This window comes from Neorhizobium sp. R1-B, from assembly GCF_004368875.1.
GTDB lineage: Bacteria > Pseudomonadota > Alphaproteobacteria > Rhizobiales > Rhizobiaceae > Neorhizobium > Neorhizobium huautlense.
The window spans coordinates 82,497-102,458 of record NZ_SOEM01000016.1; the positions used below are offsets into that span (position 1 = coordinate 82,497).

General features: G+C 62.1%; 15 protein-coding genes and 1 other RNA gene. 8 read left to right on the forward strand and 8 right to left on the reverse strand.

The window, feature by feature from the left end:
• Positions 1–27 precede the first annotated feature (27 nt).
• Positions 28–504: a plastocyanin/azurin family copper-binding protein gene (locus tag EDE05_RS19650; RefSeq protein ID WP_105373831.1), complete on the forward strand. Its 477-nt coding sequence runs from the start codon at positions 28–30 to the stop codon at positions 502–504.
• Positions 505–521: 17 nt separating this feature from the next.
• Entirely contained in the window at positions 522–806 is a 285-nt protein-coding gene (locus EDE05_RS19655; RefSeq protein WP_105373832.1) for a copper-binding protein, read from the forward strand.
• A 37-nt stretch (positions 807–843) separates the two neighbouring features.
• Here EDE05_RS19655 and EDE05_RS19660 read toward each other — a convergent pair whose 3' ends face one another.
• Complete coding sequence (locus EDE05_RS19660; RefSeq protein WP_132412807.1) at positions 844–1,209, reverse strand: hypothetical protein; 366 nt, start codon at positions 1,207–1,209, stop codon at positions 844–846.
• 203 nt (positions 1,210–1,412) lie between these two features.
• Between EDE05_RS19660 and ssrA the strand changes: the two genes are divergently transcribed.
• The 4 genes from ssrA to EDE05_RS19680 all read left to right on the forward strand — a co-directional run bounded on the left by ssrA (position 1,413) and on the right by EDE05_RS19680 (position 2,976).
• Positions 1,413–1,794: a transfer-messenger RNA gene (gene ssrA / locus EDE05_RS19665) on the forward strand.
• A gap of 124 nt (positions 1,795–1,918) precedes the next feature.
• Positions 1,919–2,437 carry an SspB family protein gene (locus EDE05_RS19670; protein ID WP_105373834.1) on the forward strand — a complete coding sequence of 173 codons (519 nt, stop codon included), beginning with the start codon at positions 1,919–1,921 and terminating at the stop codon, positions 2,435–2,437.
• Between the two features lie 16 nt (positions 2,438–2,453).
• Positions 2,454–2,666, forward strand: coding sequence for a DUF4169 family protein (locus tag EDE05_RS19675; RefSeq protein ID WP_112798133.1), 213 nt, complete (start codon positions 2,454–2,456; stop codon positions 2,664–2,666).
• A gap of 94 nt (positions 2,667–2,760) precedes the next feature.
• The gene (locus EDE05_RS19680; protein ID WP_132412805.1) at positions 2,761–2,976 is read left to right on the forward strand and encodes a ribbon-helix-helix domain-containing protein; all 216 of its coding nucleotides are present in this window, start codon (positions 2,761–2,763) and stop codon (positions 2,974–2,976) included.
• Positions 2,977–2,991: 15 nt separating this feature from the next.
• On the opposite strand, the gene EDE05_RS19685 is transcribed toward EDE05_RS19680, so the two are convergent.
• The 4 genes from EDE05_RS19685 to EDE05_RS19700 form a co-directional block, all read right to left on the reverse strand.
• Positions 2,992–6,687, reverse strand: coding sequence for an AsmA family protein (locus tag EDE05_RS19685; protein ID WP_134102440.1), 3,696 nt, complete (start codon positions 6,685–6,687; stop codon positions 2,992–2,994).
• Between the two features lie 74 nt (positions 6,688–6,761).
• Positions 6,762–8,177 carry an FAD-linked oxidase C-terminal domain-containing protein gene (locus EDE05_RS19690; protein WP_112798137.1) on the reverse strand — a complete coding sequence of 472 codons (1,416 nt, stop codon included), beginning with the start codon at positions 8,175–8,177 and terminating at the stop codon, positions 6,762–6,764.
• Between the two features lie 772 nt (positions 8,178–8,949).
• The gene (locus tag EDE05_RS19695) at positions 8,950–12,150 is read right to left on the reverse strand and encodes an efflux RND transporter permease subunit (protein WP_245505216.1); all 3,201 of its coding nucleotides are present in this window, start codon (positions 12,148–12,150) and stop codon (positions 8,950–8,952) included.
• Complete coding sequence (locus EDE05_RS19700) at positions 12,147–13,340, reverse strand: efflux RND transporter periplasmic adaptor subunit (RefSeq protein WP_132412801.1); 1,194 nt, start codon at positions 13,338–13,340, stop codon at positions 12,147–12,149. Before EDE05_RS19700 ends, EDE05_RS19695 begins: the two co-directional genes overlap by 4 nt.
• Positions 13,341–13,617: 277 nt before the next feature.
• Between EDE05_RS19700 and EDE05_RS19705 the strand changes: the two genes are divergently transcribed.
• Positions 13,618–16,095: a UvrD-helicase domain-containing protein gene (locus EDE05_RS19705; protein WP_112798141.1), complete on the forward strand. Its 2,478-nt coding sequence runs from the start codon at positions 13,618–13,620 to the stop codon at positions 16,093–16,095.
• A gap of 3 nt (positions 16,096–16,098) precedes the next feature.
• Here EDE05_RS19705 and EDE05_RS19710 read toward each other — a convergent pair whose 3' ends face one another.
• The 3 genes from EDE05_RS19710 to EDE05_RS19720 form a co-directional block, all read right to left on the reverse strand.
• Entirely contained in the window at positions 16,099–16,860 is a 762-nt protein-coding gene (locus tag EDE05_RS19710; RefSeq protein WP_112798143.1) for a phage Gp37/Gp68 family protein, read from the reverse strand.
• Positions 16,860–17,750 carry a three-Cys-motif partner protein TcmP gene (tcmP, locus tag EDE05_RS19715; protein WP_166675482.1) on the reverse strand — a complete coding sequence of 297 codons (891 nt, stop codon included), beginning with the start codon at positions 17,748–17,750 and terminating at the stop codon, positions 16,860–16,862. Before tcmP ends, EDE05_RS19710 begins: the two co-directional genes overlap by 1 nt.
• A gap of 84 nt (positions 17,751–17,834) precedes the next feature.
• On the reverse strand, positions 17,835–18,698 hold the full coding sequence (locus EDE05_RS19720) for an NmrA family NAD(P)-binding protein (protein ID WP_112798147.1): 864 nt from the start codon (positions 18,696–18,698) through the stop codon (positions 17,835–17,837).
• A 114-nt stretch (positions 18,699–18,812) separates the two neighbouring features.
• Between EDE05_RS19720 and EDE05_RS19725 the strand changes: the two genes are divergently transcribed.
• On the forward strand, positions 18,813–19,958 hold the full coding sequence (locus tag EDE05_RS19725; RefSeq protein ID WP_112798149.1) for an amidohydrolase: 1,146 nt from the start codon (positions 18,813–18,815) through the stop codon (positions 19,956–19,958).
• Positions 19,959–19,962 lie beyond the last annotated feature (4 nt).

Below are 19,962 nucleotides of genomic sequence, written 5' to 3' on the forward strand. Positions count from 1 at the left end.
CTTTCGAAACAAATAAAGGACCTGATCATGAAAACTGCAATTCTCGGCCTGTTGCTGGCCACCCTTGCGACGCCCGTTCTGGCATCCGGCAGTCATGCTGGCGGTCATGGCGAAATGGCCGTTGGCGAACCGGGCGACAAATCGAAGGTCAGCCAGACCATCCGCGTCAGCATGAAGGAGACGCCGGACGGCAAGATGATCTTCACCCCGAACGACTTCAAAGTCCGCAAGGGCCAGACCATCCGCTTCACCATCAAGAACGAAGGCGAACTCGATCATGAATTCGTCCTCGACCAGGAAGACAAGGTGATGGAGCACAAGGCAGTCATGGAGAAATTCCCGGACATGGAACATGACGACCCGAATGCGGTGCGGCTTGCTCCCGGCAAGTCCGGCGAGATCGTCTGGAAATTCACGAACGACGGCGTCTTCAAGATCGCCTGCCTCGTTCCCGGCCACTACGACGCCGGAATGCACGGCGACGTCACCGTCGCCAAGAAGTAAGAAGGAAGGATTAATCCATGAAAACCGTTTTCAAACTTGCTCTCGTTACAGCGCTCGCCCTGACCTCGGTGTCTGCCGCGTTCGCCCAGGAATTCACCAAGGGGACGGTCAAGAAGGTCGATGCCAAGGCCAAGAAGGTCACGCTCATCCACGAGGAGTTGAAGAGCCTCGAAATGCCCGCCATGACCATGGTCTTCAACGTCTCCGACGACGCATTGCTGGCAAAGCTTAAGCAAGGCGCGAACATCCAGTTCGTGGCGGAACGCGTCAACGGCAAGCTGACCGTCACCCAGGTGAAGTGACAACGACGCCCCGCTTCCCCGGAAGCGGGGCCTCCCCTCAAGAGACGGGTTGAAGGCACAAGGCCTTCCACAGGTCCTCTTTCCAGTCGCCCATCACAGGTGGGTCATGCAGCCTGTAAACCGTAGCGCCGATCAATACCGTTCGTGGCGCCTGACACCGGATGCGCATGAGGTGGGTGCCGTTGTCGACAAAGATGGGTTCGCCGCCGGTCTTGTGCTCGGTCAACCCGATTGCGACGTCGTAATCATATTCGATATCTTCCGATATCGCCGCCGACGTGATCGTGAGGCTCACGGTCCGGCTGTCGGAGAACTGCGCAATGTGAAACGGCTGACGTTCCTGGGCTTCCAGACCCGAGGCCACGATGACGAATGCTGCCACAGATAAGCAGAGACGGCCCATCGGCCCCTCCCAAGGCACGATACTTCAGTAGTTTAGCATCGATTGGACTGGCGGGACAGCGATTGTCAGATACTGCGACGGCGGGTTGTTATTTGCACGAAGAAACCGGCGGATTGCGCCGATCCTGCCCGCCTGCCCATATCCCTGTTGACCAGCGGCAAAAGTGACCGATGGACGATTTATAGGAGCCTTCACGCTTGTCACCCCTTTTCACCGGGGGTGGAAACGCCTATATCACGGTTGCCGGACTTCGGTCCGGCTATGGCAATAAACGGTCGGTGTAATAAACCTATTGGACCCGGGGGCGGTACCCGGCGCCTCCACCAAAAACCGGTCGGTCGCATGGGAAATCGCTGCGGACCGGCTTTTGATGGGGGCGAAATAGGATCGACAAGGGTGTAAAGATCGAACTTTTGCTCGGCATGATACCACCGTTATCGGGTCAAAAAGTGTAGTTGCAAACGACAACAACGCTAAGGGTTATGCTCTCGCTGCCTAATGGCGGTGCGGGAAATCCGAACTAAGTCCTTGGAGGTAGCACTTTAAGGCGGGGTCCGAAGGCACCTGGCAACAGAAGCCTTCACCTTCACGCCTCAGTCGAATATTATGAACTCTGACTCGGAAAACTTGGACGGGACTTCCCCGTGCCGAGCCGACATGGCATAACACGTCTGACTAACAGACGAGATAAATGGAAAGACAGGACCGTATGGGGCAGGATCACATCCGTTACGACATTCTGGCGCAGGACGCCTTGCGCGGCGTCATCCGCAAGGTTTTGTCAGAGGTTGCGGCAACCAGCCGGCTGCCGGGTGATCATCACTTCTTCATCACCTTCCTGACCGGTGCGCCGGGGGTGCGGATTTCGCAGCATCTGAAGTCGAAATATCCCGAACAGATGACCATTGTGATCCAGCACCAGTTCTGGGATCTCAAGGTCTCGGATACGCAGTTCGAAGTCGGCCTTTCCTTTTCCGATACGCCAGAACGTCTCGTCGTGCCTTTCAATGCCATCCGCGGCTTTTACGACCCCTCGGTGAATTTCGAACTGGAATTCGAGGTGCCGCTCGCCGACGAAGACGACGAGACCTCCGCAGAGATCACCGCGATCCCGGTCGAGGCCGTTTCGAAACCAGCCGACGGGGAAGCCTCGGCCAAGCCGAAGACGGACGAGGAAAAGAAGCCCGGTTCCGTCGTTTCGCTCGATTCATTCCGCAAGAAGCAATAGCGGGGAGGCGCTGCCCATGAGCGCCGACATCGTCAACCTGCGCCAGTTCCGCAAGGACAAGGCGAGGCTCGAAAAAGAGAAGGAAGCGGAGCAGAACCGCCTCACATTCGGCCGCACCAAGGCGGAAAAATCACTCACCAATGCGCGGAATGAGAAGGCCGAGAAGACCCTTGATCAGGGCCGGCTGGACAAGCCGTCACACGGCGACGAAAGTCCTCCGGACCGTTAACCTCCCGCTAACCAACACCCGCCCCATGCGCTTGACCTTATAAACGTCGCAGTCTGTATAGGCGAACCTCGTACCGTCCATCCCGGAGAGCTTCGTGATCCGAAAACATTCCGCGACGCTTCACGGTCATCGCACCAGCTTTTCTCTTGAAGACGAATTCTGGCTGGAATTGAAGGCGATCGCTGCGCAGCGGGGCATCAGCCTCGCCGGCCTCATCGCCGAGATCGACGACCAGCGCTCACCCGAAAGCAACCTCTCCTCGGCCTTGCGGCTGCACGTTTTGAAGTGGCTGAAGGCGCCGCGACGTTAGCAGCGCTCCCACCGGCTATTGTTGAACGCCGGGCAGGCCCGGCAAATCGGACGGCGGTATTGCGGGGAGGCTCTCCCGAAGCATGTCTTCGGTGGGCGAGACGATGAACGGCGTCCGGTCGATCTGCCGCTGCCGCTCTTCCTCGGCGGCGCGGGCCGCGGCTTCGGTCGCCTGTCGCTGACGCTCCTCTTCGGCGGCCTGCTGGCGCGCCCGCTCCTCGGCCGCCGCCTTTTCGCGTGCCACCTGCCGTTCTGCCGCCTGGAAATTATAGAGGGCTACTTCCCGGCGAAGCCGCTGCTTTTCGAGAACGCTCGCCTGCAGCGTCTCGACGCGCCGCCGCTCCTGCTCAAACGCACGCTGGGACAGGAAGTTGCCGATCGCGGTGATGTCGATCCGTTTGGTCGGCCGCGTCAGCCGGCCGGAATAGTCGAGCCGAACGGTCGGATCGCCGCCGGCGAGCGCCTCCTCGCCGGCATCGTAGGTGATGGCGAGGTCCGCCGACAGGGCGTCCTCCAGAAGATCGAAGCGGCCCTCGCCGGCGAGCTTCGTTGTGCCTACGGCCGCAACAACGTTCTGCGCTCTCGCCTCTCCCGCCGTAATCGTCATCGGAATGGTGAGACTGCCGATCCTGGCATTTCCCTGATGCACAAGACCAGTGACGATGGGCCGAACCTTCTCCTCCGTCACCTCGCCGCCGAGCTTGTCCACCTGCGCCATCAAGGGCTTCATCGCGTCGGGATTGAGACCGGCAACGGTCAGATCGCGGAGCCTCAATTCGGCCGAACCGCTCACGCCACCGAGCAATTCGGCGAAGCTTCTGCCGGTCGATTCCGCAGAAAGATCGAAGTCCAACTTTCCTGTTGCGACCGGCTTTTCCTCGACTGCCCAGACGAGCGGCCCAAGATCGGCATTCTCCGCCGACGCCCGGGCCTGCAAAAGTCCCATGCCGTCTCCGGTGGACATCATCAGGCGACCCGCAAGCCTGCCCCCCTGCCAGGCGCCTGCCGCGTTCTCGACGACGATGCCGCCGCTGCGATGGGTGATCCGGCCGGAAAAATCCGCAACGTCACCCAAGGCATCGGTGCGGAATGCGCCAGCCTTCACATCGAGAGCGATATCCAGGTTGCCGAAGATAGGCTGCGCAAAAGGTTTTGACGAAAGTCCCCCGGTCTGCGGATTGCCGAGCGGGCCGAAGATTGCCTCTCCCAACCACGCAAGATCGAGGGTATCGACCTGGAGCGTACCGGTTGCGGGCATTCCCGGCGCCTTGCGGTCCATCGTGATGCCGCCGCTCACCGAATTGCCGTCCACATCGCCTCTGATAGCCGCGACTTCGACGGCGCCGGGCGTCATGCTGATATCCGTATCCAGGGTGAGCGGCAAACCGGTCCCGAACTGCGGCAGGCCGATGCCGTTCATCAGCAGATAGGGTTCCAGATCGACGCTCTTCAACGTCACATGGCCGCGGCCTTCGCCGAAACTCTGATCGCGGATGTCCACGTCACCGTTCAGGTACAAAGAGGTCTTGCCGGTCTCGAAGGCGAGATCCGCTTTCGCAAGTCCCTCGGGACCTTGCCTGAGGTCGAGTGAAAGCCGCCCCGGACCATCACCATCGAAAGGCAGAGGTTCCAGCCCCGCCTGCCCGAAAAGCACCATCGGTTCAGCATTCTCGAGAGATGCATTGAGCGTCAGCGCCGTATCGCCGGTAAGGTCGAAGAGACCCGAAAGCGTCAGGGCTCCCACAAGCGCGCTGCCGTTCGATGTCCCGCTGACGCTCACGCCCACGCCGCCCGTCTCGCCGCCCACGCTCAGATTAGCAACCAAACTCGTATTGGCGAACCACGTGGAGTTCCGGGAAAGCCGTTGCAAAACCGGATGCGGCGGCAGCCGGTCGCGCAGCATGGCAAGGAATGCCGCGGGATCGGCGGAATGGAAATTCAAGGTGCCGTTGCCGGAATAGGAGAGCAGGGAGCCTTCCACCCGGCCCTTGGCCGAGATCGTCGCACCTTCGAGATTGCCGACCGTCAGCCGCTCCAGCGACAGCGCTCCGCCCGCCACCGTAAAGGCGGTGTCGACATTGTTTGCGGCGACGCCGAAGGCGGTGAATCGGTCCGCCTTGAGTGTCGCGGCAACCTTGTGATCCAGGACGTCCCGTCCCGCATCCTCACCGGTCACCAGCGAGGCAAGCGCACGCATGGCATCGATATCGATCTCGTTGCCGGCAAGGCTGACGGAAAGGTTCGGCGTCTGGTCATTGGGCGACTGACGCTCCAGCCGACCCTTGAGCGTTGCCGGACCGATCGCCAGTTCGAGATTATCGAAGCGCTGCAGCTCCGGCGTCAGATTGACCGCCGCTGAAAAACCCGTCGAACGGAGCTGGCGGATCTCCGGTGCGACATTGCCCGACAGCCAGTCCGCAAGCCCGGACGGCTGGTTGGAGGCGACGAGCATGTTCCCGACAAAGGAAATCCGGTCGCGCAGAAGAAGATTGCCCTTCGCTTCGAGATGCGTGCGGCCCGGCAAGGTCGCCACGACATTGTCGACCGTCCAGCCCCGTCCCGCCGGGCGGATATCGAGCTTGATATCGCGGATGGTGGTGTCGTTTGCCACGATCGCCGGCAGCCTGAGACTGGCCCGCCCCGGCACCTGCGGGATCGGGATCGATGCGGCCATGCGGATGAAATTGTTGATGCGGCGTTGCGCCGAGGCCGCCGGGTCGCGGCCGGTCTTTGCCCGGACGCCCTCACCGAGCCGGTTGACATCGATCTGCTGGCCATCGGCCGTCAGCAGGAATTCCGGCTTCTGGCCGGTGTCGAGCGTCGCCTCGCCGGTGACGACGTAAGGATTGTCGAGGACGCCGACCTCCAGCCGGTATTGCGGGATACGGATGCGATCATTGGTAAGCTCGAAGCCGCCCTTCACCCGAGGCCCAGGCGGCGGTGCGGTCACAGGTTCGGTCTCGTCTTCCTCCTGCAGGACATCGAGGGTGAAATTGCCGTTATAGGCCGGTCTATTGTCCGCGAGCGTCAGTTCGCCGTCGAGATTGATCTCGACCGGCTGTGCGTCCGGCCACAAACGCAGGCGCAGCGGCATCCGCTTGGCCGCGGCATCCGCGGTGCCGCTGGAGAGGTTGAACCGCGCCTCGTAACCATCCAGCGCTGCATTGCCCTCGCCCCGCCAGGGGCCATTCAGCGAGGCTGCGGAAAGATCGGCTGAGAGATCGGTTATCTGCCGCGAGCGGCCGGACTGTTCATCGATCAGATCGATCTCGCCGCCCGTCACGTGGATGTCTTCGATCACGACGGTTCGTGCGGGAATAGCGGCGCGGCTGCCGCGCATCCAGTCGAGCGTACCGTCCTGCAGAAGGCGGATGCGGGCCTTGGGTTCTTCGATGCGCATGTCGAAGATCCTGGCCTCGCCGGAGAGAAACGGCGCCAACTCCATGTCCATGGAAAACCGCGCCACCTGCACCAGCGGCTGGCCGTCCGTATCCGCACCCACCCGCACGTCGTGAAGGGTGACGGAGGGAAACGGCAATATCCGCGCATCGACTGCGCCGTGGACGGAAACCTTCTTCCCGAGGATGCGGCTCGCCTGCTCCTCGAAACCGACGCGGAAGCTGGACCAGTCGACAAAGAACGGCGCCAGCAGTGCCGTGAACAGCGCCACCACCACCAATCCGCCGAATGCCAAAAGGATGCGACCGAGCAACAGGTATCTCCGTGATCTCGACTAGAAGTGTAGTTCCATCGGGTGCTTAAGCAAGTCAAGCTTCAGGGAGCGTCTCATTCGCCATTCCGGAAGATCTTGCCGGGATTGAAGATATTGTCGGGGTCGAGGCTCTTCTTGATGGAGCGCATCAGGCCCACGGCACTTCCCAATTCCTCCTCCAGGAAAGCCATCTTGCCCTGGCCGATGCCGTGTTCGCCGGTGCAGGTTCCATCCATGGCGAGCGCCCTCCGGTTGAGACGCTCGATGAAGGCCTCCACCTTTTCGACGGAAGCCTGTTGCTTGCCGTCGAAGAGCACCAGCACATGGAAATTGCCATCCCCGGCATGGCCGACGATCGGCGCGAGCAAGCCCTGTTCGGCAATGTCCGCCTGGGTTTCGGCAACACATTCGGCAAGCCTCGAGATCGGCACGCAGACATCGGTCGACAGACCATCGAGTTCCGGCGCCAGAGCCCGGCTCGCCCAATAGGCATTGTGCCGGGCGTTCCAGAGTTTTGCGCGCTCCTCGGCATTGGCGGTCCAGCGGAACTCGTCGCCGCCGCACTCGGCCGCAATCTCCGAGAACTGTTCCGATTGCAGGGCGACGGTTTCTTCCGTGCCGTGGAATTCGAGGAAGAGCGTCGGCTTTTCCGGATAGGAGAGTTTGGAATAGGCATTGCAGGCGCGCATCTGCACGTCGTCGAGCAGCTCGATGCGGGCAACGGGAATGCCCATCTGGATGGTCATGATGACCGCGTCGCAGGCGGCTTTTACGCTTGGAAAGGCGCAGACCCCGCCGCCCACCTTTTCCGGGATGCCCTGCAGGCGCAAGGTGACGGAGGTGATGACGCCGAGCGTTCCTTCCGAGCCGACGAAAAGCCGCGTCAGATCGTAGCCTGCGGAGGATTTCCTGGCGCGCTGTGCCGTGCGGATCTCTTCGCCATCGGCGGTGACGACCGTGAGCGAAAGGACATTGTCCTTCATGGTGCCGTAGCGGACCGCATTCGTGCCGGAAGCCCGTGTCGCCGTCATACCGCCGATCGTGGCATTGGCGCCGGGATCGATCGGAAAGAACAGGCCCGTGTCGCGGAGCTCCCGGTTCAGTTCTTCGCGCGTGATGCCCGGCTCTACCGTAACGTCAAGGTCGGCCGAGCTAACCCGAAGAACCTTGTTCATGCGACTGAAATCAATTGAAATTCCGCCGGACGGCGCATTGACCTGGCCTTCCAGGGAAGAGCCGATGCCGAACGGGATGATCGGTACCCGATGCGCCGCGCAGGCTTTTACGACCGCCCTCACATCCTCTGCGGTTTCCGCAAAGACGACGCCGTCCGGCAACTGCGCCGGAAGATAGGTGGTCGTGTGCGCGTGCTGCTCCCGAAAGGACTGCCCGGTCTGGAAACGCTCGCCGAGGGACTGTTTCAGGATGCCGAGGACAGTCTTGATACCTTCCTCGTTGCGAAGGCCCGCCTTCACGTCCTTGACCGCCATGCTCAACTCCCACCGATTTCAGAGATTGGTTAGGCGACGGGTCCTGCTTTGTCCAGAAGAATAGCATCGGGAGATGGTCTGCGGAGACAGACTCCTCCCTTGGTGATGCTCGGATTTTTCGTTCGGACGGGGCGCTGGGAGCTGCCTCGTAAGTTTTAGTTTAGGCGGCACCTCTCAGCGCCCCGTTCGGCGGTTTTTATCCGCGACTCCGGTCCCTCTGCAACGGCCTTTCCGGATGGTGTTCGTTTGACCCGCAGCACCCGTCCGGATCCTCGGGTTTAACCCGAGGACCACCGGCAAGGGTTGCTGTGGGCCGCCGCCGGACTTTCCGGATCCTCGGTGATCCTCGGATCAAGTCCGAGGACGAGGGCGGACGGACTTCAAACAGTCCGGCGAAACCATCCTTCGGGCCACCATGTGTGCCGCACAGGCACGCCCGGCGCGCTCTTTCGGGCATCAAGAGACGAAGGCTCGGTCCGTGTGCCTTCACCTCTCCCCGTGTCGCCGGAGGGAGACCATTTTCCGCGGACCCGGATGATGAGGCTTTGCGTCTTACCCCCACCATCCGCACCGGCCCCGCCTCGCCGGAACGCCTTCCGGTGTATCCGATGCGGGACGGGGAAATTGTAGGCATGAGGTGAGAAGGCGGGGATAAACGCCTCCGGAATTTCTCCTAACCGATTGATTTTTGGCGAGGCGGAGGGGCGCAACTTCCCCAGCCTGTCACCAGCCGGAGACCCAGGTGGGCAGATGTCGCGGCCCCGTGCCCTCTCTACTCGGCGGCGAGCAGCGGGCGTTCCTTGTCCTTCTGGTCCTCGTTGGCCATTTCTTCCTTGTGCCGGACAGCATGCGCCAGTTCCTGGTGGAACCGCTGTTCCTCCTGGATATGAGGTTTGGCAAAGCGGGCGATCAGGAGATAGGCGACAGGGGTGATGAACAGCGTGACGGCGGTGGCGAGACCGAGGCCGCCAACGATGACCCAGCCGAGCGCAATTCGTGCTTCGGCGCCGGCACCCTGAGCCAGCACCAGCGGAACGCCGCCGATAATCGTTGCGATCATCGTCATCATCACCGGACGCAGTCGTGTGGCGCAGGCCTCTTCGATCGCCTCGCGGACGCCGGCCCCGCGATCGCGAAGCTGGTTGGCGAATTCCACGATCAGGATACCGTTCTTCGCCATGACGCCTACCAGCAGGACAAGGCCGATCTGGCTGTAGACGTTAAGGCTCGATCCGGTGAGCACGAGCGCGATCGCCGCGCAAGCCAAGCCAAGCGGCACCGTCGACATGATGATGATCGACGACAGTACGCTTTCGAACTGGGCGGCCAATACCAGGAAGATAATCGCAATCGCAAAGCCGAAGGTCAGCAGCATCGCGTTGGAGTTTTCGCCGAGCGTCTTGGCCTCGGCCATCGGCATAAGCCGCACGCCGGCCGGCAGCAGCGGCTGGGCAAGCGCCGTCACCTCCTTCACGGCATCCCCAAGCGCCACCCCATTGGCGAGGTTGGAGGAGATGGAGACGGAGGCGAGCTGCTGCTCGCGGTTGAGCTGCGGTGCGACCGCCCCTTCCTTCAACGTCGCAATGGTCGACATCGGGACGATCTTTCCGTCGCCAGCCTTCAGGAAGATGTTCTCGAGATCCGTCGGATCGTCGACAGGCCGGGTGGTCGAGGTCAGCTTGACCGGAAGAGCGTCGCCTCCGACGAAGACATCCACCACCGAGCGTCCCTCGAGCAGCGCCTGCATGGCAGTCGACAGGCCGGTGATATCGATGCCGAGATCGGAAGCCCGCTCGCGGTCGATCGAGACCGACAGCTGTGCCTGGGTCGGCTCATTGGTGAGACGCGGCGTATCGAACAGCCGGCTCTGCTCCATCTGCGACACGAGCTTCTGGGCGGTGGAGGTCAGGACATTGTAGTCATTGCCGACAAGCGCCATCTGCAATCCGTTGCCGGCGCCGCGGATCTTCAGGCTGTTCGATTGCATGGCGAAACCACGCAGCGCCGGAACGCGTTGCGCCGCTGCGTTGATGTCGGAGGCAATCTCGTCCTGGCTCCGCGTCCGCTCATCCCAAGGCGCCAGCGTCAGCACCATGAAGCCGCTGTTGGTGCTGCTGCCGAAGCCGGAAATCGAGAAGATATTGGTGATTTCGCCGGATTGGCGGAGCGGCTGCAGATTTTCCTCGATCCGCTGCATCTGGTCGCGGGTGAAGTCCAGGCTGACGCCTTGCGGCGCCGTCACCCGCAGCATGACGGAGGCGCGATCCTCGCGCGGCGTCAGCTCGCTCTTGACGAGACCGAAGACATTGTAGGCCGCAACCGCGAAGATGACCGAAAAGACGATGACGACAAGCGGCGCATTGAGGCAGGCCCTTAGCGCCCGGGCATAGAGACCGGCAAACGCATTGCCGAACGAGCCGAGAAGTCCGTGATGCTCCTTGATCGGCTTCGTCAGCATGCGCGAGGCCAGCATCGGGCAGAGCGTCAAAGCGGTGACGGACGAGAGCGCCACCGAAAAGGCGAGCACGAAGCCGAATTCCTTGAACAGGCCGCCGATCTGGCCCGGCAGGAAGGAGAGCGGAATGAAGACGGCGGCAAGCGTTGCAGTCGTCGCGATGACCGCGAAGAAAACCTCCTGGGTGCCGAGCACCGCCGCCGCACGCGGACCCATGCCCTCGGCCCGTCGCCGGACGATGTTTTCCAGAACCACGATGGCATCGTCGACAACAAGGCCAGTCGCCAGCACCACGGCGAGCAGCGTAAGGATATTGATCGAGAAGCCGACCAGGTAGATCGCGACAAGCGTGCCGATCAGCGCCACCGGCATGGTCAGCGCCGGGATGAGCGTCGCCCGCCAATCCTGCAGGAACAGGAAGATAACCACGACGACGACGACCGCCGAAAGGATCAGTGCAATTTCCACCTCGTGCAAAGCGCCCTTGATGAAGGTCGCGTCGTCGCTGCTGACGGCGATACGCGTGCCTTCCGGCAGCGTCTTCTGCATTTCCGCAACGGCATTCCTGACGCCTTCGGAAATGTTGAGGGTGTTCGACTGCGCCTGGCGGATGATGCCGAGGCCGACGCCCTGCACCCCGTTCGAGCGCAGCACGGTGGTGCCGTCATCGGGGCCGAGCGAGACGGTCGCCACGTCGCGGATCCGCACGTTCGGCGCGATCAGGACATTCTCGAAATCCCGCGGCGTCGTAAGGTTTGCGGTGGCGCGCACGACGATGTCCTGAGTGGTGCTTTCGATCGATCCCGCCGGCACGTCGAGTGCGGCGCTGTCCAGCGCCTTGGAAACGTCGGCCACCGTCAGGCCCCTGCCGGCCAGCGCCGCCTGATCGACGTCGACGCGGAACACCTTGTCCTGGTCGCCGTAGAGTTCCACGTCGGCGACGCCTTCGACGGCGGCGAGCCGATCGACGATTTCGTTGTTGACGAGCTGGGTGAGGTCGTCCATCGACAGCTTCGACGAGGTGACCGCAAGCCGCATGATCGCCTCGGAATCGGCATCCGCCTTGACGATGCGCGGCTCGTCGGCGTCGTCGGGCAACTGGTTGACGACGCGGCCGACGGCATCCCGGACATCGTTTGCGGCGTCGGAGAGATCGACAGAATCGGAAAATTCCATGGTGACGCGGCTGGAGCCGAACTGCGACTGCGAGGAGAGCGCCTTCAAGCCGCTGACGCGAGCGACCGCGCCCTCGATGACCTGGGTGACCTCCTGGTCCATGGTCTGCGGCGAGGCGCCGTCATAATCGGTGCGGACCGTGATAACCGGCTGATCGACATCCGGCAGTTCGCGCACTTCGACGCCTGCGAGCGCGGCAAGGCCCGCAACTACCAGGAGCGTGTTCAGAACCGCGGCGAGGATCGGCCTGCGGATGAAAAGCGCGGTGAAGGAATCGCCGGCCTTTTCCGCGCTTTTGTGTTCTGCGCTCTCGTCGCCAGCGCCTGGAAGTTCGATCCTCATTGGCGCGCCACCTCTGCCGTTTCCGGAGCTCCGGGGACGCGGACCGGCGCCCCTTCCCTCACGCGCTGCAGTCCTTCCGTCACCACCCGGTCGCCTTCCTTCAGGTCTGATTCGACAAGCACCGTATCGGGATTGCGCTGAACGACACGCACGCGGGTCTTGACCGACTTGTTGTCCTTGACCTGCCAGACATAGGAACCTTCGCCATCCCACTGGACGGCGAGCGGATCGACGGCGGGGTAGGTTTCACCCGGAAAGCGCATGCCGACGCTGAAGGCCATGCCTGCGCGCAGCACATCGCCCGGATTTTCGACCCGGGCGCGAATGCGCATGGTGCGGCTTGCCGGATCGACACGGTTGTCGATCGCCTCGACCTTGCCGGTGAAGACCTGGCCCGGGCGGGCGATCGATGTCGTCTCGACCGGCTGGCCGGGCTCTATCGCGACGGCGAAACGTTCGGGCGCCCAGAAATCGACGAGGATCGCCGACCGGTCGTCGATCGTCACGACGCTGGTCTGGGTGGTGACGTTGTCGCCGATATTCACCGCCACAATGCCGGTTATGCCGTCGATGGGTGCGACGATATCGCGACGCCTGAGATTGAGCTCGGCCGTGGAGAGCGCGAGCTTGGCCGCTTCCTCCGCGATCTGCGCATCCAGCACATCGAGGCGGGAAACCGATTGCAGGTTGCGGTAGGAGGCGGATTTTTCCTGCGCGCTTCGCAAGGCAACCTGGGCCTTGTCGCGCTCGATCACCTGCTCGTCGTCATCGAGCCGGGCGAGAACCTGGCCCTTCACGACCTTCTGACCCGACGTCACCCTGATCTCACCGACCGTGCCGGTCGCCTGCGGCATCACGACGACCGACTGGATCGCCTCGCCGCTGCCGATCGCCGAAAGCCGGTCGTTGACCGTGCCGATGGTGACGGGCTGCACGGCGACGAGCGTCGCCCGATTGCCGCCCTGGCCACCTTGTCCGCCCTGACCGCCCTGGGCTGCTTGCGTGCGTTGACCGCCGGCCGCCGGTGCCGCAGCCCCGCCTGCCGGCTGCGGACGAATGGCGGCGACGACCTGCCCCGGCACTCCGTATCTTGTCAGCGTCTCTCCCGCGCTCGGAACCATGAAGACCCACAGGCCGAGGGCAAGGACGATGACACAAAGACACAGAAGGAGTTGTTTCCAAATCCGCATTCAATACTCCGGCAAGGCAGGCGGGATGCAAGTCGTGCGCCAAGTATCCTTTTTTGCGTGTGCACAAGCAATGGAAGAATGCCGACCTTACGGAAATGTAACCTCACGGGATTTCACGCTTTTGTTAGATCGGATGCATACATGGACTGCCAGTATCCGGTGCCGATCGAAACCTCCGCCGCCGCTTCTCCACAATTTGGCCCTCTCCCTCGCAGAGACTGGGAATAAAAGAGGAACATTTTCTGGTCTTTCGGGTCCGAATCATTACATTGGCCGCATGAGTAACAGTTTCGACGATATTCCGTTCTTCGATGAGGAACCGGCGCCGCGCAAAGCGCCCGCTCCTCAGGGGAACGGCGGGCTTGGCATCGCCGCCCGCGCCATGGCAGCCCGCGACCAGTCCCGCGCGGCACCCGACTATCTCTCCGGCCTCAATCCCGAACAGCGCGAGGCGGTGGAGACCATCGACGGCCCGGTTCTGGTACTCGCCGGCGCCGGCACCGGCAAGACCCGGGTGCTGACCACCCGCATCGCCCATATCCTTGCGACCGGCCGTGCCTTCCCCAGCCAGATCCTTGCCGTCACCTTCACCAACAAGGCGGCGCGCGAGATGAAGGAGCGGATCGGCGTTTTGGTCGGCGGCGCGGTCGAGGGCATGCCCTGGCTCGGCACCTTCCACTCGATCGGCGTCAAGCTGCTCCGCCGCCACGCGGAACTTGCCGGCCTCCGCTCCGACTTCACCATTCTCGACACCGACGACGTGATCCGGCTGATCAAGCAGCTGATCCAGGCCGAGGGGCTGGACGACAAGCGCTGGCCGGCCCGCCAGTTCGCGGGCATGATCGACACCTGGAAGAACAAGGGCCTGCTGCCCGCCGACATTCCCGAAGGCGACGCACGCGCCTTTGCCAACGGCAAGGGCCGCGAGCTTTACGCCGCCTACCAGGCGCGGCTGAAGACGCTGAACGCCTGCGATTTCGGCGATCTCCTGCTGCATCCGATCGCGCTCTTCCGGCAGAACCCTGATATCCTGAAGGACTACCACAACCGGTTCCGTTATATCCTCGTGGACGAATACCAGGATACCAATACGGCGCAATATATGTGGCTGAGGCTGCTCGCGCAGCGACCGAAGGGTGTGGCGCAGAACGTCTGCTGCGTCGGCGACGACGACCAGTCGATCTATGGCTGGCGCGGCGCGGAAGTGGACAACATCCTGCGCTTCGAAAAGGATTTTCCGGGCGCCAGGGTGATCAAGCTGGAGCGTAACTACCGCTCCACCGAACATATCCTCGGCGCCGCCGGGCATCTGATCGCCCATAACGAAGGCCGGCTCGGCAAGACGCTTTTCACCGACCGCGTCAACCCGGACGACGAGAAGGTGATGGTGCATGCGGCCTGGGATTCAGAGGAGGAGGCGCGCGCCGTCGGCGAGGAGATCGAACAGCTTCAGCGCGGCGATTCCGACGGCAGGAAACATGCGCTGAACGACATGGCGATCCTGGTGCGCGCCTCCTTCCAGATGCGCGAGTTCGAAGATCGGTTCGTGACGCTCGGCCTCAACTACCGGGTCATCGGCGGCCCGCGCTTCTACGAACGGCTCGAAATCCGCGATGCCATGGCCTATTTCCGGCTCGTCTGCCAGCCGGCCGACGATCTGGCCTTCGAGCGGATCGTCAACACGCCGAAACGCGGCCTCGGCGACACGACCGTGCGCTACCTGCACGACTATGCCCGCGCCCGCGACGTGCCGATGCTTGCCGCCTCCACCGAGATCATCGAGACGGACGAACTGAAGCCGAAGGCGCGCAAGGCGCTGTTCGACGTGGTTCAGAGTTTCAGGAACTGGCAGACGCGCCTCGAAACCACGCCGCATACCGAGCTTGCCGAACAGATCCTCGAAGAGTCCGGCTATACGGACATGTGGAAGAACGACAAGTCGGCGGAAGCGCCGGGCCGGCTCGAAAACCTCAAGGAACTGGTCCGCTCGATGGAAGCCTTCGAGTCGATGCGCGGTTTCCTCGAACACGTCTCGTTGGTCATGGATGCCGAGCAGAACGAGGACATGGATGCCGTCTCGATCATGACGCTGCATTCGGCCAAGGGGCTCGAATTCGACACGGTTTTCCTGCCCGGCTGGGAGGAAGGGCTTTTCCCGCACCAGCGGGCGCTCGACGAAGGCGGCCGCTCGGGGCTCGAGGAGGAACGCCGCCTCGCCTATGTGGGCATCACCCGCGCCAAGCATCGCTGCCACATCTGGTTCGTCTCGAACCGCCGCATCCATGGCCTCTGGCAATCCACCATGCCGTCGCGCTTCCTCGACGAACTGCCGCAGGCGCATGTTGACGTCGCGGTCGCCGAGAGCAATTACGGCGGCTACGGCGGGCGCGGCGGCTACGGCCAGTCGCGCTTCGATAAGGCCGATCCCTTCGCCAATTCCTATTCGACGCCGGGCTGGAAACGCGCTCAGGCGAACAAGACCGACGCCACCCGCGACAACTGGGGCACCCGCTCCGGCCATGCGGTCGAACGCATCGGCTACGGCGAAAGCGGCCCGCGCGGCCGCACGATCGAAGGCGAACTGGTGGCGAAATCCGTGGCCGACACGCCGTCCCAGTTCTCGGTCGGCGACCGCGTCTTCCACATCAAGTTCGGGAATGGGAATATCTCGGCCATCGAAGGCAACAAGCTGACGATCGATTTCGACCGGGCCGGGCAGAAGCGGGTGCTTGAGGGGTTTGTGGAGCGGGTGTGAGGGTTATCCTACCACCCGCAGCCTAGGCAACTGGTCCCACGTCTGGCCTTGGTATTCTCTGCCGGTCTTCTTCTTGTTGACCCCGCCCCATTGCTTGAAGAAGAATGCCGTCTCGGCACTGTCGCACGCGGCTTTGATCTCATCCACCCAAGCCACATCCATGGGGCGGGCGCCAGGCCCGGATTCCCCGCCAACAATCGCCCAGTCGATTCCCGCAAGATCGACAGAACCTACCGCACGAATGAGCGGCTCGAATGAAATGAACCTGACAGCTGCCGGGGTATTCTTTAGGTGATCAATCCTGTCAATGTAGTCGCGGCCTTCAACCGACGTACCAAGCCAGACATTCTCAAGCACCGGTAGACCACGGCTAGACAGTACGCGCGCCATGTTATCTGGTCGCTTCGTCAAAATTTGGAATATGTGCCAATGAGCTTCGCTCATTGTTTCCCAGACTTGCTCAATAAAATCCTCCGGCACCGCATCCTGAAAAAGGTCTGACATCGAATTGACGAAAATCATGCGAGGTTTTCGCCAGGACACAGGGGCTTCAATGACGCCGTCGTTGAGGATCACCTTGCCCGTCCACACTTGGCGGCGCCCGCTCTTTCGGGTAGTGCCGCGGTAGCTTGGATGTCCCATCGCTTCCAGTCTCGCAGCCATCCGCATCGCATAGCAATTGGTGCAACCGGGAGAGATGATGGTGCAACCGGAGACCGGATTCCACGTCGCATCGGTCCATTCAATATCTGAGAGCCCAGCCATCACTTCCTCGTCATTATATGGTCCACCACCTTTAGCGCCAGCGTTCGGGCACTTTCCCGGCGATTCGCGCACGCAAACAGCAGCGAATAATAGTGCCTGCCGTTCCGTCCCAGTGGAATCCAGCGCTGTGACACGCCCTTATCGAAAATCGTCCCCATACATTTGATCATATATCGCGTGATGCCATCGGCTGTAGCAATCTTCTGGAGGTCAGGGGAATCCGGGCCAAACATATCGGATTGCGCTGGCGGCACCGCCGCTACCACTTCACTTCTCCAGTTGAAGGGTCCGAACATTTGGTCAATCGAGGCCTCTGCATCGCTAAGCACCAGCCCATTGCTTTTGACCTGCCTTGCAACTCCGAGCCAAGCCGGAAACAAATACCAGAGATCTATTTTTCCCGTCCTGGCAATCACTTCCAGCGTCTGCCACTTAACTTGATTGCCAAAGGGGTCCAAGAAGACAAGCGCTCTATCTTTGCTTGTAAGGTTCGCACAAAAATCCTGCACAACGGCGTTAGCGTCGGAGTGAGTTATCTCAATTCGCTCCCGCAGATGCGGAAACTCATTCAGCAGTTTCGACAATTCCCGGGTATTCTTCTTCTTCGCGTCGGCGAAAACATATCTTGAAAAAGGTATCTGCACTGATAAGGCACGACGAGCAGACCCCACCATAATCTCTGAGGCATCAATCATTTCAGAGAGTAGCGGCATGTCAGTGGCTGCTACTGGGATTTCGCCAGTTCCCGCAAATGCATCAAGATAGTGTAGCCGATAAGGATCGGTTGGATTCGGCTTCTCCCGCAAAGCTCTCGTGTAGAAATTTGCATAGTCAAAGACAGACTTTAGCTTAACTTCAGTATGTTTGTGCGCGAATGGAACTTGTGCCATCACCCCTCCGGAACATAGAGGGAACATACCGCAGAGCGGAGGAATTGCAACCATAATTTGCAGCTGAGACACTGCGAAAATTGCCTATTCGGTGCACTTAAATTCTGAATCCGCCCACTCCCTTAATCCTACCCGCCCCCTCCTCACCTCGCTGATCGGCGGCACGGGGGTGTCCATCGCGAGGGCCGTCATGCCGGTGTAGGATTTGGCGGCTGGGGCGGAGAAGCCGAGGGAGCGGAAGGTTTCTTCCCATTTGTCGCGCGGCGTGGTGACGACCTTGACGGGGCGTTCGAGCCATTCTGCAAAGGCGGCCGCGACATCGGCTGGGGTGTAGCGCTCGGGGCCTTCGACATGGAGCAGCCGGGTTTCGCCGGCCAGCTCGGTCATCAGGTCGGCGGCGGCCTCTCCCAGATCCTTGGGCGCAACCATCGGCAGGCGGAAATCCTTCGGGAAGAACGAGTTGAGCACGCCGTCTGTCTTCGCCGTTTCGAGGCTCATCTCCCAGTTGGTCATGTAATAGGCGGCGCGCAGGATGCTTGAGGGGATCGGCTGGCGCTTCAGGCCCTCCTCCAACTCATAGAGCGTGCCGAGATCGCCGATATGTTCGCCCTTGCGGGCGCCGTAGGTGGAATGGCCGACGATCTTTTCGAGGCCGGAGCCTTCGATCGCCGCGAGGATCGAAGCGATCGTCTTCTTTTCCCCGGCATCGGTATCGGTCTTCGGCGAGGCCGACGGGTTGAGGATGTAGAGCCGCCTGCCCTGAGCGAAAATCCTCTGGAGAGCTTTGGTGTCGTGAACGTCCGCGACCGCCACTTCGGCGCCGCGCTGCCGCAACTTTTCCGCCTTGTCGGCATGGCGAGCAACGACCGTGACCGCTTCGCCGCGCGCAAGAAGAGCTTTTGCAGTCGCCGAACCTGCCCGGCCCGTTCCGCCGAGAATGATGTGCATCGCTGCCTCCTAAACTTTGCGATGAAAATCGCTGAAGCGCCTCCTTGTTCCCCCCGCTTGCGGCTTTGCCTCCGCCCGGCTACCTCTGTTTCAGCACGGCACCGAGGAGGCAGCATGTATCTCACCAATCACGACCTGATCGAGCTTACCGCCTGGCGGCAGAGGCTGCATGCGATGCCGGAGGTGTCCGGCCAGGAGATCGCGACGGCTGCCGAAGTGCAGGCTTTTCTCGCAGGGACCAGCCCGGACCGGGTAGTCTCCGGCCTTGGCGGCACGGGCGTGGCTGTCATCTACGACAGCGGTGCGCCCGGGCTGACGGCGCTCTTCCGCGCCGAGCTCGACGCGCTACCGATCGAGGAGACGGGCAAGCCCGCGCATCGCTCGCGATTGCCTGGCAAGGGCCATATGTGCGGCCATGACGGGCATATGGCGACGCTGGCGGCGCTCGGGCGCCATTTCGGCCGGCAGCGACCGGCGCGAGGGCGGGTCATCCTGCTCTTCCAGCCGGCGGAGGAGACCGGCGCAGGTGCTGCGGCTGTGCTTGCCGACGAGCGGTTTGCCGAGCTTTCGCCGGACTACAGCTTTTCGCTCCATAACATGCCGGGCCTGCCGCTCGGCCACGCCTGGCTGAAGGACGGGGTGGTGAACTGCGCCTCGCGCGGCCTGAAGATCACGCTGTCAGGTCGGACGGCGCATGCCTCCGCACCGGAGACGGGCATCTCACCGGTGCCGGCGGTGGCGAAGCTGATGCCGGCGCTGACGGGCTTGAGCGGCGGAAGGATCGCAACCGAAGATCTGGTGCTCGCGACAGTGACGCATGCGTCAGTCGGCGAGCCCGCCTTCGGCATCGCGCCGGGTCACGCGGAGATCTGGGTGACGCTCAGGACGATGACGGACGGCAAGATGCAGGCCCTGGTGGATGCCGCCGAGGCGCTGGTCGGCCAAGCTGCCGCGGAAGGAGGCCTGGAATACGGTTTCGAATACCACGACATTTTCAGCCATTGCGAGAACCACCCGGAGGCTGCCGCATTGCTGAGGGTCGCGATGGAGGCGGAGGGCGTATCGCACGAGCCGGGAGAAGCCTTCCGGGCTTCGGAGGATTTCGGCCGGTTCGCGGGCGTGTCGAAATCGGCGATGTTCTTTCTCGGCGCCGGCGAGCGCCATCCGGCGCTCCACAATCCCGACTACGACTTTCCCGACGACCTGATCCCGATCGGGGCCAAGGTATTCCTACGGGTGGCGCGGGATATTCTCGGATGAGCGA

Bases quoted from the DNA above. Each gene is read 5' to 3' on its own strand.
- EDE05_RS19700 (WP_132412801.1), bottom strand. From the start codon at position 13,340: ATGCGGATTTGGAAACAACTCCTTCTGTGTCTTTGTGTCATCGTCCTT.
- EDE05_RS19690 (WP_112798137.1), bottom strand. From the start codon at position 8,177: ATGGCGGTCAAGGACGTGAAGGCGGGCCTTCGCAACGAGGAAGGTATC.
- EDE05_RS19650 (WP_105373831.1), top strand. From the start codon at position 28: ATGAAAACTGCAATTCTCGGCCTGTTGCTGGCCACCCTTGCGACGCCC.
- EDE05_RS19705 (WP_112798141.1), top strand. From the start codon at position 13,618: ATGAGTAACAGTTTCGACGATATTCCGTTCTTCGATGAGGAACCGGCG.
- EDE05_RS19720 (WP_112798147.1), bottom strand. From the start codon at position 18,698: ATGCACATCATTCTCGGCGGAACGGGCCGGGCAGGTTCGGCGACTGCA.
- EDE05_RS19695 (WP_245505216.1), bottom strand. From the start codon at position 12,150: ATGAGGATCGAACTTCCAGGCGCTGGCGACGAGAGCGCAGAACACAAA.
- EDE05_RS19670 (WP_105373834.1), top strand. From the start codon at position 1,919: ATGGGGCAGGATCACATCCGTTACGACATTCTGGCGCAGGACGCCTTG.
- EDE05_RS19725 (WP_112798149.1), top strand. From the start codon at position 18,813: ATGTATCTCACCAATCACGACCTGATCGAGCTTACCGCCTGGCGGCAG.
- tcmP (WP_166675482.1), bottom strand. From the start codon at position 17,750: ATGGCACAAGTTCCATTCGCGCACAAACATACTGAAGTTAAGCTAAAG.
- EDE05_RS19675 (WP_112798133.1), top strand. From the start codon at position 2,454: ATGAGCGCCGACATCGTCAACCTGCGCCAGTTCCGCAAGGACAAGGCG.
- EDE05_RS19655 (WP_105373832.1), top strand. From the start codon at position 522: ATGAAAACCGTTTTCAAACTTGCTCTCGTTACAGCGCTCGCCCTGACC.
- EDE05_RS19660 (WP_132412807.1), bottom strand. From the start codon at position 1,209: ATGGGCCGTCTCTGCTTATCTGTGGCAGCATTCGTCATCGTGGCCTCG.
- EDE05_RS19710 (WP_112798143.1), bottom strand. From the start codon at position 16,860: ATGGCTGGGCTCTCAGATATTGAATGGACCGATGCGACGTGGAATCCG.